15 protein-coding genes, 1 tRNA gene and 2 pseudogenes are annotated in these 13,609 nt (G+C 36.0%); 13 read left to right on the top strand and 5 right to left on the bottom strand.

What is annotated here, in order from left to right; all coding sequences use genetic code 11:
* Nucleotides 1-68: 68 nt before the first annotated feature.
* The 8 genes and pseudogenes from ACLGGR_RS03535 to ACLGGR_RS03500 all read left to right on the top strand — a co-directional run bounded on the left by ACLGGR_RS03535 (nt 69) and on the right by ACLGGR_RS03500 (nt 6,746).
* Nucleotides 69-1,187 carry a methionine biosynthesis PLP-dependent protein gene (locus tag ACLGGR_RS03535; RefSeq protein ID WP_142944537.1) on the top strand — a complete coding sequence of 373 codons (1,119 nt, stop codon included), beginning with the start codon at nt 69-71 and terminating at the stop codon, nt 1,185-1,187.
* Nucleotides 1,184-2,362 carry a cystathionine beta-lyase gene (metC, locus tag ACLGGR_RS03530; RefSeq protein ID WP_410972511.1) on the top strand — a complete coding sequence of 393 codons (1,179 nt, stop codon included), beginning with the start codon at nt 1,184-1,186 and terminating at the stop codon, nt 2,360-2,362. The genes ACLGGR_RS03535 and metC overlap by 4 nt, the downstream gene beginning before the upstream one ends.
* A 132-nt stretch (nt 2,363-2,494) precedes the next feature.
* Nucleotides 2,495-2,567: transfer RNA gene (locus ACLGGR_RS03525), tRNA-Val, on the top strand.
* A gap of 687 nt (nt 2,568-3,254) precedes the next feature.
* Nucleotides 3,255-3,673 (top strand): annotated as a pseudogene (locus ACLGGR_RS03520) (tyrosine-type recombinase/integrase); the annotation flags it as partial.
* 676 nt (nt 3,674-4,349) lie between these two features.
* On the top strand, nt 4,350-4,850 hold the full coding sequence (locus ACLGGR_RS03515; RefSeq protein ID WP_410972510.1) for a hypothetical protein: 501 nt from the start codon (nt 4,350-4,352) through the stop codon (nt 4,848-4,850).
* On the top strand, nt 4,847-5,899 hold the full coding sequence (locus ACLGGR_RS03510; RefSeq protein ID WP_410972509.1) for a serine/threonine-protein kinase: 1,053 nt from the start codon (nt 4,847-4,849) through the stop codon (nt 5,897-5,899). Before ACLGGR_RS03515 ends, ACLGGR_RS03510 begins: the two co-directional genes overlap by 4 nt.
* Nucleotides 5,900-5,922: 23 nt before the next feature.
* Nucleotides 5,923-6,105, top strand: a complete 183-nt coding sequence (locus ACLGGR_RS03505) for a hypothetical protein (RefSeq protein WP_410972508.1) — start codon at nt 5,923-5,925, stop codon at nt 6,103-6,105.
* A 122-nt stretch (nt 6,106-6,227) separates the two neighbouring features.
* Entirely contained in the window at nt 6,228-6,746 is a 519-nt protein-coding gene (locus ACLGGR_RS03500) for a hypothetical protein (RefSeq protein WP_410972507.1), read from the top strand.
* 93 nt (nt 6,747-6,839) lie between these two features.
* Here ACLGGR_RS03500 and ACLGGR_RS03495 read toward each other — a convergent pair whose 3' ends face one another.
* Nucleotides 6,840-7,109, bottom strand: coding sequence for a hypothetical protein (locus tag ACLGGR_RS03495; RefSeq protein WP_341053068.1), 270 nt, complete (start codon nt 7,107-7,109; stop codon nt 6,840-6,842).
* A gap of 291 nt (nt 7,110-7,400) precedes the next feature.
* Between ACLGGR_RS03495 and ACLGGR_RS03490 the strand changes: the two genes are divergently transcribed.
* The 3 genes from ACLGGR_RS03490 to ACLGGR_RS03480 all read left to right on the top strand — a co-directional run bounded on the left by ACLGGR_RS03490 (nt 7,401) and on the right by ACLGGR_RS03480 (nt 8,712).
* Nucleotides 7,401-7,886: a hypothetical protein gene (locus ACLGGR_RS03490; protein ID WP_410972506.1), complete on the top strand. Its 486-nt coding sequence runs from the start codon at nt 7,401-7,403 to the stop codon at nt 7,884-7,886.
* A 253-nt stretch (nt 7,887-8,139) separates the two neighbouring features.
* Nucleotides 8,140-8,388 carry a hypothetical protein gene (locus tag ACLGGR_RS03485; RefSeq protein ID WP_410972505.1) on the top strand — a complete coding sequence of 83 codons (249 nt, stop codon included), beginning with the start codon at nt 8,140-8,142 and terminating at the stop codon, nt 8,386-8,388.
* 99 nt (nt 8,389-8,487) lie between these two features.
* Nucleotides 8,488-8,712, top strand: coding sequence for a hypothetical protein (locus ACLGGR_RS03480; RefSeq protein WP_410972504.1), 225 nt, complete (start codon nt 8,488-8,490; stop codon nt 8,710-8,712).
* Between the two features lie 313 nt (nt 8,713-9,025).
* Here the strand turns inward: ACLGGR_RS03480 and ACLGGR_RS03475 are convergent.
* The 4 genes and pseudogenes from ACLGGR_RS03475 to ACLGGR_RS03460 form a co-directional block, all read right to left on the bottom strand.
* Nucleotides 9,026-9,288: pseudogene (locus tag ACLGGR_RS03475) on the bottom strand (tyrosine-type recombinase/integrase); the annotation flags it as partial.
* 104 nt (nt 9,289-9,392) lie between these two features.
* Nucleotides 9,393-10,337 carry an acetyl-CoA carboxylase carboxyltransferase subunit alpha gene (locus ACLGGR_RS03470; RefSeq protein ID WP_410972503.1) on the bottom strand — a complete coding sequence of 315 codons (945 nt, stop codon included), beginning with the start codon at nt 10,335-10,337 and terminating at the stop codon, nt 9,393-9,395.
* 32 nt (nt 10,338-10,369) lie between these two features.
* Nucleotides 10,370-10,816 carry a MarR family winged helix-turn-helix transcriptional regulator gene (locus tag ACLGGR_RS03465; RefSeq protein ID WP_041105892.1) on the bottom strand — a complete coding sequence of 149 codons (447 nt, stop codon included), beginning with the start codon at nt 10,814-10,816 and terminating at the stop codon, nt 10,370-10,372.
* 437 nt (nt 10,817-11,253) lie between these two features.
* A complete protein-coding gene (locus ACLGGR_RS03460) occupies nt 11,254-11,673 on the bottom strand; it encodes a stress protein (protein ID WP_285707914.1) in 420 nt (139 codons plus the stop codon).
* 166 nt (nt 11,674-11,839) lie between these two features.
* Between ACLGGR_RS03460 and ACLGGR_RS03455 the strand changes: the two genes are divergently transcribed.
* Both ACLGGR_RS03455 and catA read left to right on the top strand, forming a co-directional pair.
* Nucleotides 11,840-12,670 (top strand): sialate O-acetylesterase, encoded by an 831-nt coding sequence (locus ACLGGR_RS03455; protein ID WP_410972502.1) that lies wholly within the window; start codon nt 11,840-11,842, stop codon nt 12,668-12,670.
* Between the two features lie 110 nt (nt 12,671-12,780).
* Nucleotides 12,781-13,437: a type A chloramphenicol O-acetyltransferase gene (gene catA, locus ACLGGR_RS03450; protein WP_410972501.1), complete on the top strand. Its 657-nt coding sequence runs from the start codon at nt 12,781-12,783 to the stop codon at nt 13,435-13,437.
* Nucleotides 13,438-13,609: the final 172 nt, after the last annotated feature.

Below are 13,609 nucleotides of genomic sequence, written 5' to 3'. Positions count from 1 at the left end.
AACCCCTTCTTCTTATGAAGAAGGGGTTTTCTGTTTTGAAATCAGATTTTTACTTAGGATGGTGTCAAATGACAGAACATGTGGAAACGAAATTAGCGCAGATTGGAAACCGTAGCGAAGAGGTGACTGGCACTGTCAGTCCTCCCATTTATCTCTCGACAGCATACAGACATAGAGGGATAGGGGAATCTACAGGATTTGATTACATTCGAACGAAAAACCCAACAAGACAGCTCGTAGAGGATGCAATTGCTTCACTCGAAGAAGGGACGGCCGGTTTTGCCTTCAGTTCGGGAATGGCGGCGATCCAAACGATCATGGCTCTATTTGAAAGCGGAGATGAACTCATCGTCTCTTCAGACCTATATGGCGGTACATACCGTTTGTTTGAAAACGAATGGAAAAAGTACGGCTTACGTTTTCTTTATGATGATTTTTCAGATGAAGACTGTTTACGCTCTAAAATCACGCCAAACACAAAAGCGGTCTTTATTGAAACACCGACAAATCCACTGATGCAGGAAGCAGATATTCAAAAAATAGCGAAGATTGCAAAAGAGCATGGTGCTTTGGTGATTGTCGACAACACCTTTTACACACCAGTCTTGCAAAAGCCGATTACGCTTGGAGCGGACATTGTCATTCATAGCGCAACCAAATATTTAGGCGGACATAATGACGTTCTTGCAGGACTTGTGGTGACAAAAGGAGAGCAGCTGTCTGAAGACATGTTCCAGCATCAAAACGCGATTGGAGCGGTTCTAGCACCATTTGACTCATGGCTTTTAATGAGAGGTATGAAAACACTGGCTCTTAGAATGCGCCAGCACGAGGCAAATGCGAAGGAGCTGGCACAGTTTTTAGAGCAGCAGCCAGAAATTCAAGATGTCCTTTACCCAGGAAAGGGAGGCATGCTGTCTTTCCGAGTAGCTAAAGAGGACTGGGTCAATCCATTTTTGAAGCAGCTGAAAACGATTTGTTTTGCTGAAAGCCTTGGCGGAGTCGAAAGCTTCATTACGTATCCTGCAACACAAACGCATATGGATATTCCAGAAGAGATTCGCATTGCAAACGGTGTGTGTAACAAGCTGCTCCGTTTCTCTGTTGGCATCGAGCATGTAGATGATCTGAAAGCAGACCTGAAACAGGCACTATCACAAGTAAAAGAGGAGGTACACGCCAAATGACCACACACAATTGGACACTCGAAACACAACTCGTTCATAATGCGTTTAAAACAGACCGTTCAACAGGTGCAGTCAGTGTACCGATTCAGCATGCATCCACATTTCATCAAAGCAGCTTCGATGAATTTGGCCAATATGACTACTCGAGATCGGGAACTCCGACACGTCAAGCATTAGAGGATACGATTGCAGCGCTGGAAGGAGGAACGAGAGGGCTTGCCTTTGCATCAGGCATGGCAGCCATTTCGACTGCTTTTCTTCTATTATCAAAGGGAGATCACGTCCTTGTCACAAGAGATGTGTACGGCGGGACTTTCCGAATGATCACCCAAGTTCTTTCAAGATTTGGAATTGAGCATACCTTCGTGGACATGACGGATTTGAATGAAGTCAAAAGAGGCATTCAATCGAATACAAAGGTCATTTACATGGAAACACCGTCGAATCCAACACTAGGGATTACAGATATTGAAGGTGTCGTTCAGCTTGCGAAAGAGCATGGCTGTTTGACTTTCTTAGATAATACGTTTTTAACACCTGCGCTTCAGCGTCCGCTAGACCTTGGAGTTGACGTTGTTCTGCACAGCGCAACGAAATTTTTAAGCGGCCACAGTGATGTACTGTCAGGCTTAGCTGTGGTAAAAGATGAGAAGCTCGGAGACGAACTCTATTCACTGCAAAACTCCTTCGGGGCGGTCCTTGGTGTGCAGGATTGCTGGCTTGTGTTAAGGGGGTTAAAAACCCTTCAGGTGAGATTAGAAAAAGCCAGCCAAACGGCATTTGAACTCGCTGCATTCCTCAAAGAACATCCTGCGGTGAAAAAAGTATACTACCCAGGCTTAGATGACCATCCCGGGGCAGACATCCAGCGCAAGCAAGCAAGCGGAGCAGGAGCCGTTCTCTCATTTGAACTAGAAAACCAAGCGGCAGTCAAAGAATTAGTGGACGCCGTCACATTACCTGTATTCGCCGTCAGCCTCGGCGCCGTCGAATCCATTTTGTCGTACCCAGCCAAAATGTCACATGCGGCTATGCCAAAAAAAGAAAGAGAAAAAAGAGGGATTACAGATGGGCTGCTTCGTTTAAGTGTCGGAGTTGAAAACGGAGAAGACCTCAAACGTGACTTCAAACAAGCACTCGATCAACTAAAGCCCGTCCTTGTGAACCAATCATAAAGAAGGAGAGAAAAAAGCCGGCACGGCCGCCGGCTTTTTGACCTTTTTTGAACAAAACCATTGACGATTTATGATGATGGTTATATAATAGAGACTGTCAGTAACAGAAAGCCCAGAACTGATACATAACCCGATTCCGTAGCTCAGCTGGGAGAGCGCTACCTTGACAGGGTAGAGGTCGCTGGTTCGAGCCCAGTCGGAATCATATGAAAAGTCGTTGATGAAAAGCCATTCTTGAACTATTCAAGGATGGCTTTTTTCTATTTAAAATTTGAAAACCATACTGAGAATTTTAGTGTGGTCATTTTAATATAACCTAACTGTTGTCTTTTGATATGAAAATATGAGCGTATGTTTTAAGTGTTGCTATTATAGTACTGTGTCCGAATTTTTAACTAACAGCTTTATTTTACATTAAAATAGTTGAACATGTATGTATTAGATGATTAAACCTTATTATTGTAACATCACATTCGTTATCCAGTTCGGATGTTAGTTCACTCATGTTTAACCCATTTAGATTCCATACGTGATTCTTCAATTATTATCTCTCAAATTTCTTGATAAAACTGATCTTTTGAAACGAGATATCCCCGTATACTTGAGGAAAGATCGCTATTGAGTAGAGCTTTGCATGATAAATTAATGTTTAATTGTTCTTTGACTGCTCAACTTTTTCTTTCCAAATTAACTGTGTTAGCATGCCACAATTTAAAATCTCTTTAAAATTTTCAACTTAAACGTAAGTAGATGTAACGATGGTAACTTACTCATAAATGTAAGAGGTCACTTGATTAAGTAGAGTCATTGTTTGCTCGTTTTCTAGAAACAATGTTTAGAACAAGCATTAATATAAACAATATACCTCCAACTATCCCTGTGATTACTTTTTAAAACGGAAATTATAGGCTATCCTTTGAATGAAGGTCAATCGTATGTTATGAGTCATAAAGTGTTCGGTAAAGGTACAGGTGAAGGCAAAGTTTTAGAGTATATGGTGAATTTAAAGGCATCCAAGTACATGAGGCTGTGGCATGAGAAACGTGGATATGACCATGAGTTCATCTTCTTACTCAATATGGTAAACCTAAGCAAATCTCAGAGTCATGGGCAGATTATTTTTGCTCAGATGTTCTGTCTGACATTCTCGGTAGATGGATTAACCCTTACCTATTTAATGCCTCTTGTATCACTTGCCTCCTTGAAGTTAAAAAGATCAAGTTGGAATTGGTTAGCAAATACATCGCACATCACGAAGACATACCAACTACAATTAAAAATTATGATTTAAGGAATTTTGAAGAAGAATAAAATCAAATCTTCATATAAAAAACGGGCTTTTTTATTTAGGCATTCCCCCAACCTATTTTTCACAAAATCCATATTATGTGATCATTAGGCATAAGGAGGAAATGAGAAAATGTTTAATTATTACCCATATGAAATGTATAATGTTAGGCAACATGTCCCACCACACCAACATGATTGGACTGATCCGCAGGCTGCAGATTATATAGCCCAATATAGAGGTCAGTATATTCGAACTTCTATTACAGGATATGGCGTTGTGACCGCACAGTTAACAGATTATAATCCCACAACAGGCACAGTGGACTTAAATGTCTATTTTACACCAGGTCGTCCCCCATCATTTATGAGGGTAAATAGGCAAGATCTAACGGCAATAGTACCTTTAGGGTTTCAGCCGCCACCTGAAATATCGGCACAGCCTGTGCCAACTACGTCAACTCCAACTGTTAAACCTGCTTTTTGTTCCTGGATGCCATATCATCCAATGTGTAGATAATAACTGGCAGCATTTTGTGAATATGTTGTATATATCTTTTAAATCCCTCTTTTATTCAGAATCAAGATTCTTCTTTTGAGGGATTTTGCTTATGATTGAAATAAAATGTAAAAAAAGAAGGTAATTTATCCTATCATGTCGAAATGTTCATATATAGAATAATGATAGGAGAGAATAAAGTTGCATTCCATTGGTATTAGAGTTTCAACCAAAAGAAAAGAATCAAAAGGGAAAATATTTTTTGCAGTAATCGAAATCGAGAATGACAATCTAAATTTAATTAGAACATCCAGTATTACAATTCCAACCTCTCTAGAAGTTCCAGAACAGTTGGCATATATAAGAACGAATCTTCTAGCACTAATGAAAGAATTTAACGTTAAATTCGCTGGGTTAAGAATTGTTGAGGGATCTGCGAACACTCAAATTTCATACCGGAAAAATATTGAGGGAGTTATCCAAGAGCTTTTTGCAAATAGTGAGATTAAAGCTTATGATCTATTGCTAATTAATAAATTCGCAAGAATATTTAGCAAAAATACTGCTGAAATAAAAAGCGTAATCGAAGGTGAACTTGATTTTGCTGGCATGTCGAAAAAAGAGTGGAAATCGCATCCTAAAGAAATTAGAGAAAGCATTCTGGCTAGCCTTTCAATTGTCTCATGCGGGGAAGCTATATGATAGCATATACTGACACAATATTAAAACTAGAGCTCAAAAAAGAAATTGGGGTTGAAGGCAGAAACTCAACTGTTCATATAGCTTATGACCCTCAGCTAGATACCGATTTAGTAATAAAGAAAATAAGTAAAACTGATTTCACAAAAGTTGAGAAATATTTTACTGAAGCTCAAATGCTTTATTTTACACAGCACCCCAATATAATGCCAGTAAAGTATGCCTCACAGGATGAGCAAAATGTATATATTGCGATGGAATTTATGGAAAAAGGTTCTCTTAACAGCCTTATAGAAGAGCGCTTCTTAACACCTAGGGAAATAATTAAGATATCTTTAGAATTCCTTTCTGGTATACACTTTATGCACGCAAAGAAACTTGTGCACTTTGACATAAAACCAACAAACATCCTAATTAACAATGCTAACAAAGCGATCGTAACTGATTTTGGTACAAGTAAATATTTAAATGATTTCGGTTTAGCAAGACCTGATAAATTATACGGTCTACACATTCCTCCAGAAAAATTCGATTTTGGGCATTTCTCATTCTTTAGTGATATTTATCAAGCTGGTCTTACAATATATAGAATGTGCAATGGTAACAAGTTTTTTAAGGAACAACTCGCAGACTTGAACATAAGAAATGCAGAAGAACTTGCTGATGCTATTTCTTCCAACAAGTTTCCTAATAAGAAAAAGTTTCTTCCGCATATTCCAAAAGAATTAAGGAATATTATAACTAAATCACTTTCGATAAAAGTAGAGGATAGATACGAAAGTGTTTTGGAAATGATGAATGATCTTGCTAAGCTTGAAAATAAGTTAGATTGGCGTTACAATGAAGTAACAAACATACATTCGACTGTTTCGCATAAAACAGATACTCACTTATCTGAGGTTTCTGTTTTAAAAATGGAATCAGATCAATGGTGTACTGAAGGTTATAAAATAAGATTAGCCGACGACAAACGAACAAAAATAAATAAATTTTTTATTAAAAATTTAAAAACAAAGCAAGATGCTTTCGAATCAATTTATAAAATTCTTTAGTTGAAGAAAGGTGTGATCAAGGCATGGGTTTTGAACTCAAATTAAATACAAAGAAAAACAATGTAACGCCATACCCTCTTTGCACCTTGAAAGAAAGATTGATTAAAGATAAGGCTGTGGACATGAAGGATAATTATCGAATTATTGATTTGGAGAATGGTTTTGTTAAAGTTGTCCCAATCTATGAAAATAAGTTGGTTAGATAATTAAACCCTTCAGGTTAAATTGAAAACAAGATTAACTGAGCCTCACCTTTGGTGGGGTTTTTCTATGTCATCATTTAACAACCATTCCCTTCTGCCGATAATTCTTTTGAGGTGGTAAAGGAATGAGTTGGTACCCGTTCAAAAATTTTAGGGAAAAGAAAGCTGCTATAAAAAAGTTTAAAAACGAAGAGTTCAACAAAGCAAATCTTAGGAATAACTTAGTTAGCATGAAAACAAATGTGTTCGTTGAATATTTAGAATTTCACTTCTCTCTCGATGGACAGAGGTATCGATCTTATAGAAGTAAGCTTCGAGTAATAAATTCACTTGAAGAAGAAGTGCTACTGATAGCCATTTCGAGAATTAAGGGGCTTGAAAAGGTTTATGAAACTAAGTATATTACTTTTTATGTCGGTGCTATTCTCACAGCTGTAGTACAAGTATTAACAGCATTCGGCAATTTGTTTCCTGGTTACACTATTGTTTTTAGCCTTATTGTTATGGCTTTTTCCATGTTAACATTAAAGATATTTTTAAGGTTAATGATGAAGGATAAAAATTTCATAGCTGTGCTTATATCATTTAGAGATTTATTGGAGAAAACACTCGACAAGAAGCATTTGAAAAATGAAAATGATTGATTCTCAACTCTTTAATAAAGGTATCCCTAGAAAACTATGCAAAATCAATTTAGATGTAATAAAAACCCACCCCGATCTGGGGTAGGTTTAAACTCATTTATAGACGTAACATGTTCCATTGATAACATCAATACAATCGAATGTTCTATAATATGAGTCTCCATCATCATCTCTAAACCAAACACGAACTTGTGCTATTCCCTGACTATTATAACCAAGCCAGTTATACTCATAGCCTTTGTGTTTGTTTCGGATAGGTGTTAAATCTCCTGGTTTTACTGGATCTGATGCATGAGCTGGGACAGCAGATACAAGCAAAGCCCCTGTAACTAAAACACTTCCAATGATTTTTTTCAAATTCATAAATGACACTTCCTCTCAAATTTATGTATCTATTGAACCGCTAATAGACATCCTAATATTAACATTTAATTTATTCATAATTTGTCGAATTGTGTAGTTTTATTAAGATATTTTCCATTTTTAACTTATAATAACATCTTATTCAACAAGATGATTATATGCTAGAGAAAAAGTCTTGTTGACTTTTAAAAAAGCCTCAAAATAACTTCAATCATAAGCGCAGTTTCCGATATTATCCATGAGGTGACTATAAATGAGAAGCACACTGAAGGAAAATAGAGAAATTAAGGAATGAGAAAACAGAAGTTTACTAAGCAAAATTTAAAGCATAATTTGGTGGAGTTGAGTTCACGTGGACTCATTGTTTACTTAACAAAGAATTTCCCAAGAAATGGTCAAGATTATCCCGAACATAAAAAGAAGATGATGATTCTAAAATCATTAGATACGGAAGATATATCAGGCGCTATCGCTCGAATGGATAGGATTAATCATGTTAATGATCAAAAAAGATTCTTCTTCTTTATTGGAGCAATGTCTACGATTATTGGCGCTGCAATTGGTACCATTCTTGGGAACATAGAATTCGATCTAGATGCAACCAATTTAGAAATTGCTACAACTATTGCAATGATATACATAGTTCCTGTAATTATTTGTCTAATGTTTTCTTGGACAGTGATAATGGACAGTTTCAGCAAAGCGACGGTTAATTATTTTAAAGACTTGCTTATCCTTGCAAGAGGTGAGAAAAAGAACGATATTGAAATTGTTTAGCTTATCCCCTGTTCAATTTTATTTATATCCAGTTTACTCATCGTAAATTTTGGCGATATGTTGAAGAATACACTCATTTTCAATGAGGGTATTAAGTTGCCTAAATTGAACTTAGGGAGTATATGAATTAACTATCGACTAAACCTATAGTGGGAAAGTCCACATTCGGAATACTGTCGTTTTAAGCTACGGTATTCTTTTCAGTTCGTTCAAATTTTGTGTATAATTATGGAAAAGGAATTAGGGGATACAAGTGAAGGTTCTTAGATTTGAATATGAGAAAAATAGTTTTAAATTATATGCGATGTTTATGGACGATATTTCAACCATGAGAGATGTTGATATTCAAAGAGATATGCTAAATAAGAGTAAAAATATAGTTAAAGCTGGCCTGGGCTTTGAGGGCTATTTGAAACAAGAACATTTTTCAACATACGAAGAAACCAATTCTGTGCATTGCTCATATACGTTTGGAAAGAATAACAAGATAAGAAGCGTTTAGAACGTGAGTTAGACGAAATTAAGACTATGAATTGATTGAGGATTAATTATTAACCCATGTTATCATAGAAGAAAATGGATAATGGGGGATTGTCAATAAATGCTTAAATCAAAGTTAGTTGTTTGGACGTTTATTATTGTGACTGGATTCTATATGCTGGTGAGTATATGGAACATTGCTGTATTTCCAGATAAGACATGGACAGATTACGAAGGACAGATTTTAATTGTTGTTTTTGGAAGTATGGTAAATGGTTTAATCGCTGCATTCTTTATGTACGCAGTAGCCATGTTAGTGAAATATATTAATCGCAATAAGGCTTAAATTTGCATACAGTCATAAGTTTAAAACAGGCATATAAAAAGGTAACAAAAAAGGTAACATTTTTTTCAGTTTTTAAAAAATACGAAGGAACACCAGAGGATACAGAAGGGGAAGGAAAGCTTATGTATCAAGGTTTATAAGTGAATAGAGGGTATCGCTAATAATCACAGGATTCCATATATCTACCTTGACAGGGTAGAGGTCGCTGGTTCGAGCCCAATCGGAATCATCGTTTAAACCCTTGCGTAGCAAGGGTTTTTTGTTTTTTTTGCAACGAATATTTGTTCTGTTTCTTTTGATTGGGGACGAACTGTCCGGCTCTTTTCTGAATAGCATTAATGCTCTCACCAGCCTCTATAAGGAGAACGACCATTGTATGTCTTAAATCATGTAGTCGAATGTTTTTAATTTGTTTTTGTTTTTGATTTTAGACCATTTGGAAGTAGGGGTTGTGTAATAATAAGGCTAATCAAAGCCATTATGAAATAAATATTGGTGATCATCTCTTTCCCATTAGTCACCAACTAATAGTTTTTCTTTTTTCCAAATGATATAGTACTGCTTTAATTTATCCATTGTAGAGTAATAGTATCATCATATCCAGTTTAAGTGGTTACTTACAAAAAATTTAGAATTTTTTGCGAGAATCCTCCTATATGCAATACGGACTTTAAATATTTTCATTTATAATTCTCTATTTGTCTATATTTTTCATAACGCTGTTGTATAAGCTCTTCCGAGGATAATGGTATCAATTGTTTTAGAGATGATTCGATTGCAGATTCAATCATGTTTGCCTGTGATTTTATATCATTTTGTGCTCCGCCTTTAGTTTCAGGTATGATTTCATCAATAATTCCTAAATGTTTTAAATCTTTTGCTAAAATTTTCATATGTTTAGCAGCTTCTGGAGCATACTTAGTGTCCTTCCATAGGATAGATGCTGCTCCTTCTGGCGAAATTACTGAATACCATGAATACTCTAACATATGGATGTGGTTACCGACACTAATGCCAAGAGCTCCACCACTTGATGCCTCTCCAATTACAATACAAACAATTGGCACTTTAAGTGTAGCCATTTCCAATAGATTTCGAGCTATCGCTTCAGAAATTCCACGTTCTTCAGACCCTTTCCCTGGATAGGCGCCTATTGTATCAATAAATGTAATAATAGGGCGATTAAATTTATCAGCTTGTTTCATAAGTCTTAGCGCTTTTCTATAACCTTCTGGATGTGCCATTCCAAAATTTCTTTCTATATTTTCCTTTGTACTTCTACCTCTTTGATGACCAATAACCGTAACGGGCATTCCTTTAAATTTTGCAATACCACCTATCATTGCTTTATCATCACCATATAATCGATCACCATGAAGTTCGAAAAAGTTTGTAAACAATAAAGGTATATAATCCAATGTCGTGGGCCGGTTACGTAGCCTTGCAATTTGAACTCGTTGAAAAGGTGTAAGATTAGAATAAATTTCTTCTTGCATTTTATTTAAACGTTTTTCTAATAAATGAATTTCTGACGATAAATCTACATTATTTTCTTTCATCATTTTCTTTAATTCATCAAATTTCTCTTTTAGTTCAATAATAGGACGTTCAAAATCCAAGCTCATTTTATCCTCCAAAGGTTATGATTTACCTCACTCTAATCAAAAGACTTAGAAATAGAATCAATAAATAATTCAAAACCATCCACAACTATTTTTTGTTCTGATTCTGATAAATTATTGAGGATACGTTGATAAAATGTAAGGGATTGTTCTCTTAAGCGATTAACAGTAATGTGTCCTTTTTCTGTGAGGTGCAGAAAAAGTTCTCTTCTGTTTTTTTCATTTACTTCACGATAAACAAGCCCCATTTTTACTAACTTATCTACCAATCTACTTACAGTTGAAGTCTCTAATCTAAGTTTATTGGATAGTTGCCAAACAGTTAATTTTTCCACCTCTAGTTCCTCTAACGCCATCATTTGAGAAGTTGGTAGAGGTTTTTCAAATGGTCCATTGGGCAAATTTTGAGATTCAAAAACCCCAGTGATTATAATCATTTTCTTAATATCTGTTCTTAGTTTTAAGGCATCTTCTCTTTTCAAAAAGGTCACTCTCCTACAATTGATGTATTATACAACAATTGTATTATACATGAATATGATTTTTTCACAAGCTTAACGTAGGCCACTATTCAAGAATGTACAGTATTGCAGCTGATCGATACACAACATCGATCGAAACACAACTTCTCAAAACATATAGGCAAAATTAAAACAGACCCTGCATGGTCTGTTTTTTTATGGGGACGGATTGGGGGCGAACCCTTTCAGTTTTCTTCAGAAATGCACATTTTTTATCGAAAGGCTCATCATAGAACCTTATTAAATCAGCCTTTTTCAGGGAAGGTCTGTTTGCTCAGGATAAGGTCATTCACCTTAACTGGGTAGAGGTGACGGTTCGATCCAGCAGAATTAGAGACCATCGTAAAGAACTCTTCTCTGTTAAAGATTAAAGAAGCAATAAGTAAAAAAATATGAAACTATTTTATTTCCTCATCCATCACTTTCTTATATTTTTCAAACTCAGAATCCTTCATTTCTCCGTTCATTTGTAACAGGAAATTCCCTTTTGAATATGTGTGAGAGAAGAACATAGATCCAGCATTTCCTAACTCATCATAATAAGATTTGGCCTGGTTAAGATCCGTTTCATTGCCAAATTTAAAAATCCTTCCTCCAGCATTTTCGCCTAAAGAAGGAATGAGAATCCTTTTTCCTTCTTCTCTTATATTTCCAAACTCTTTTTGTTCAAGATCGGTTGGTTTTTCTGCTTCAAGCCCAGCACTTTTGAAAGCTTCAATCACGTTGTCTGTGGTGAGCTGTTTTTTAGTAGATGCTGCACTGCTACAAGCTGTTAACAATAATAAACATGTAAAAAATAATACAAAATATTTCTTCATAGTAGATCCTCCTGATTGATAGATGCATAAGGATCTTACACTAAGTAATTCCTGTTTACTATCCTTTCGACAAAAATAGACAAATATGAAAAAATAAAGAAGGGTAAAATGATAACGTTCAGGTGAATAGATATTTGATAAACTATTTAGCGAGGGGGAGAAAGATATGAAGTCATTTTTACTAATTGGACAATCAAATATGGCGGGGCGCGGCTTCAAACATGAAGTTCCTCCGATTTATAATGAAAGAATCATGATGCTGCGAAATGGTAGATGGCAAATGATGACTGAACCCATTCATTTTGATAGGCCGGTAGCTGGCGTAGGACTAGCGGCTTCCTTTGCGGAGGCTTGGTGTAAGGATCATGAGGGAGAGAAGATTGGCCTTATTCCTTGTGCAGAGGGTGGCACTTCCATTGATGAGTGGTCACAGGATGGAGCATTATTTCGTCATGCAATAAGTGAAGCTAAATTTGCAAAGGAAAGTAGCGAATTGGCAGGGATATTATGGCATCAAGGAGAAAGTGACAGCCAAGATGGGAAATACAAAGAATACTATGAAAAAATACTAAGATTGTTTCATGAACTAAGAACTGAATTATCTGTACCTAACATTCCGCTTGTAATAGGAGGTTTGGGCGATTTCTTGGGAAAAGTGGCATTTGGCGCAGGATGTGTGGAATATCAACTGATGAATGAGGAACTGCAAAAATATGCACATCATAACGAAAATTGTTATTATGTTAATGCCAAAGGCCTTGGATCTAACCCAGACGGAATTCACATCAATGCGATGTCCCAGAGAATATTTGGTATAAGATATTATGAAGCATTTCGAAAAAAAGAACATATACATGAACCATTACCAAATGAATATGAGTTAGTGAATGAATGTCATAATAGAATGAATACCTCAGCGGAGAAAACATATATAGCACTAGAACAGTTCACGTTAGGGAAGATGACTTACGAAGAGTTGCTGAAGGTTTTATCGTAGGCTAAGTGATAGACTGAAATATAATATATCTCTTGAAAGGATGATTGTGGTGGTGAAAACAGAAAAAGTCTCCTCCTGAATACAGTAAATCACATTCAGGAGGAGATAAAATGTTTAAACAAATAGACGAAAATTATCCGAGAAAAGAGCACTTTCATCATTATATGACGTTAACCCGATGCTCATATAGCCTGGTGATCGATCTAGACATCACGAAATTGCATGCAATATTAAAAGAAAAAAAGCTAAAAGTATATCCTGTGCAAATTTATTTGTTAGCAAGGGCTGTGCAAAAAATACCGGAGTTTCGGATGGATCTAGTGAACGATGAACTTGGTCACTGGGATCTTCTCCATCCTAGTTATACGATTCTAAATAAAGAAACAAAGACATTTTCAAGTATTTGGACGCCTTATGACGAAAACTTTGCTCAATTTTATAAAAGCTGTGTGGCCGACATTGAAACATTTAGCAAAAGCAGCAACCTATTTCCGAAACCTCATATGCCAGAAAACATGTTCAATATTTCAAGTCTGCCGTGGATTGATTTTACTTCTTTTAACCTTAATGTATCTACAGATGAAGCTTATTTACTGCCGATATTTACGTTAGGCAAATTTAAGGTGGAAGAAGGAAAAATCATCTTGCCAGTCGCCATTCAAGTACATCATGCTGTTTGTGACGGCTATCATGCCGGTCAATATGTGGAATATTTGAGGTGGCTTATAGAACATTGTGAAGAGTGGTTAAGCGAGTCATTGGTGTAGTCATTTGATTTTTAGAAAAGCAGACTTGATAGAGTCTGCTTTTTTGTTATGTGAAGAAAATGTGTAAAATCTGTTACTCAACTGTTCTTTTTGCGGTTTCTTTTCGGTGCCTTGTAAACTCATACATGTGATAATAAATGTAATATAAGGGAAATTAGTGGAAGGGGAATAA

The sequence above is a fragment of the Bacillus sp. BD48 genome (assembly GCF_046566805.1).
Classification (GTDB): Bacteria; Bacillota; Bacilli; order Bacillales; family Bacillaceae; genus Bacillus; species Bacillus safensis.
Note: the sequence above shows the minus strand (reverse complement) of the source record. Positions and strands in the feature narration are given on the sequence as shown.

What these genes read in the sequence shown, in the direction of transcription:
- ACLGGR_RS03535 (WP_142944537.1), top strand. Translation starts at nt 69, where the DNA reads ATGACAGAACATGTGGAAACGAAATTAGCGCAGATTGGAAACCGTAGC.
- metC (WP_410972511.1), top strand. Translation starts at nt 1,184, where the DNA reads ATGACCACACACAATTGGACACTCGAAACACAACTCGTTCATAATGCG.
- ACLGGR_RS03510 (WP_410972509.1), top strand. Translation starts at nt 4,847, where the DNA reads ATGATAGCATATACTGACACAATATTAAAACTAGAGCTCAAAAAAGAA.
- ACLGGR_RS03505 (WP_410972508.1), top strand. Translation starts at nt 5,923, where the DNA reads ATGGGTTTTGAACTCAAATTAAATACAAAGAAAAACAATGTAACGCCA.
- ACLGGR_RS03500 (WP_410972507.1), top strand. Translation starts at nt 6,228, where the DNA reads ATGAGTTGGTACCCGTTCAAAAATTTTAGGGAAAAGAAAGCTGCTATA.
- ACLGGR_RS03495 (WP_341053068.1), bottom strand. Translation starts at nt 7,109, where the DNA reads ATGAATTTGAAAAAAATCATTGGAAGTGTTTTAGTTACAGGGGCTTTG.
- ACLGGR_RS03490 (WP_410972506.1), top strand. Translation starts at nt 7,401, where the DNA reads ATGAGAAAACAGAAGTTTACTAAGCAAAATTTAAAGCATAATTTGGTG.
- ACLGGR_RS03480 (WP_410972504.1), top strand. Translation starts at nt 8,488, where the DNA reads ATGCTTAAATCAAAGTTAGTTGTTTGGACGTTTATTATTGTGACTGGA.
- ACLGGR_RS03470 (WP_410972503.1), bottom strand. Translation starts at nt 10,337, where the DNA reads ATGAGCTTGGATTTTGAACGTCCTATTATTGAACTAAAAGAGAAATTT.
- ACLGGR_RS03460 (WP_285707914.1), bottom strand. Translation starts at nt 11,673, where the DNA reads ATGAAGAAATATTTTGTATTATTTTTTACATGTTTATTATTGTTAACA.
- ACLGGR_RS03455 (WP_410972502.1), top strand. Translation starts at nt 11,840, where the DNA reads ATGAAGTCATTTTTACTAATTGGACAATCAAATATGGCGGGGCGCGGC.
- catA (WP_410972501.1), top strand. Translation starts at nt 12,781, where the DNA reads ATGTTTAAACAAATAGACGAAAATTATCCGAGAAAAGAGCACTTTCAT.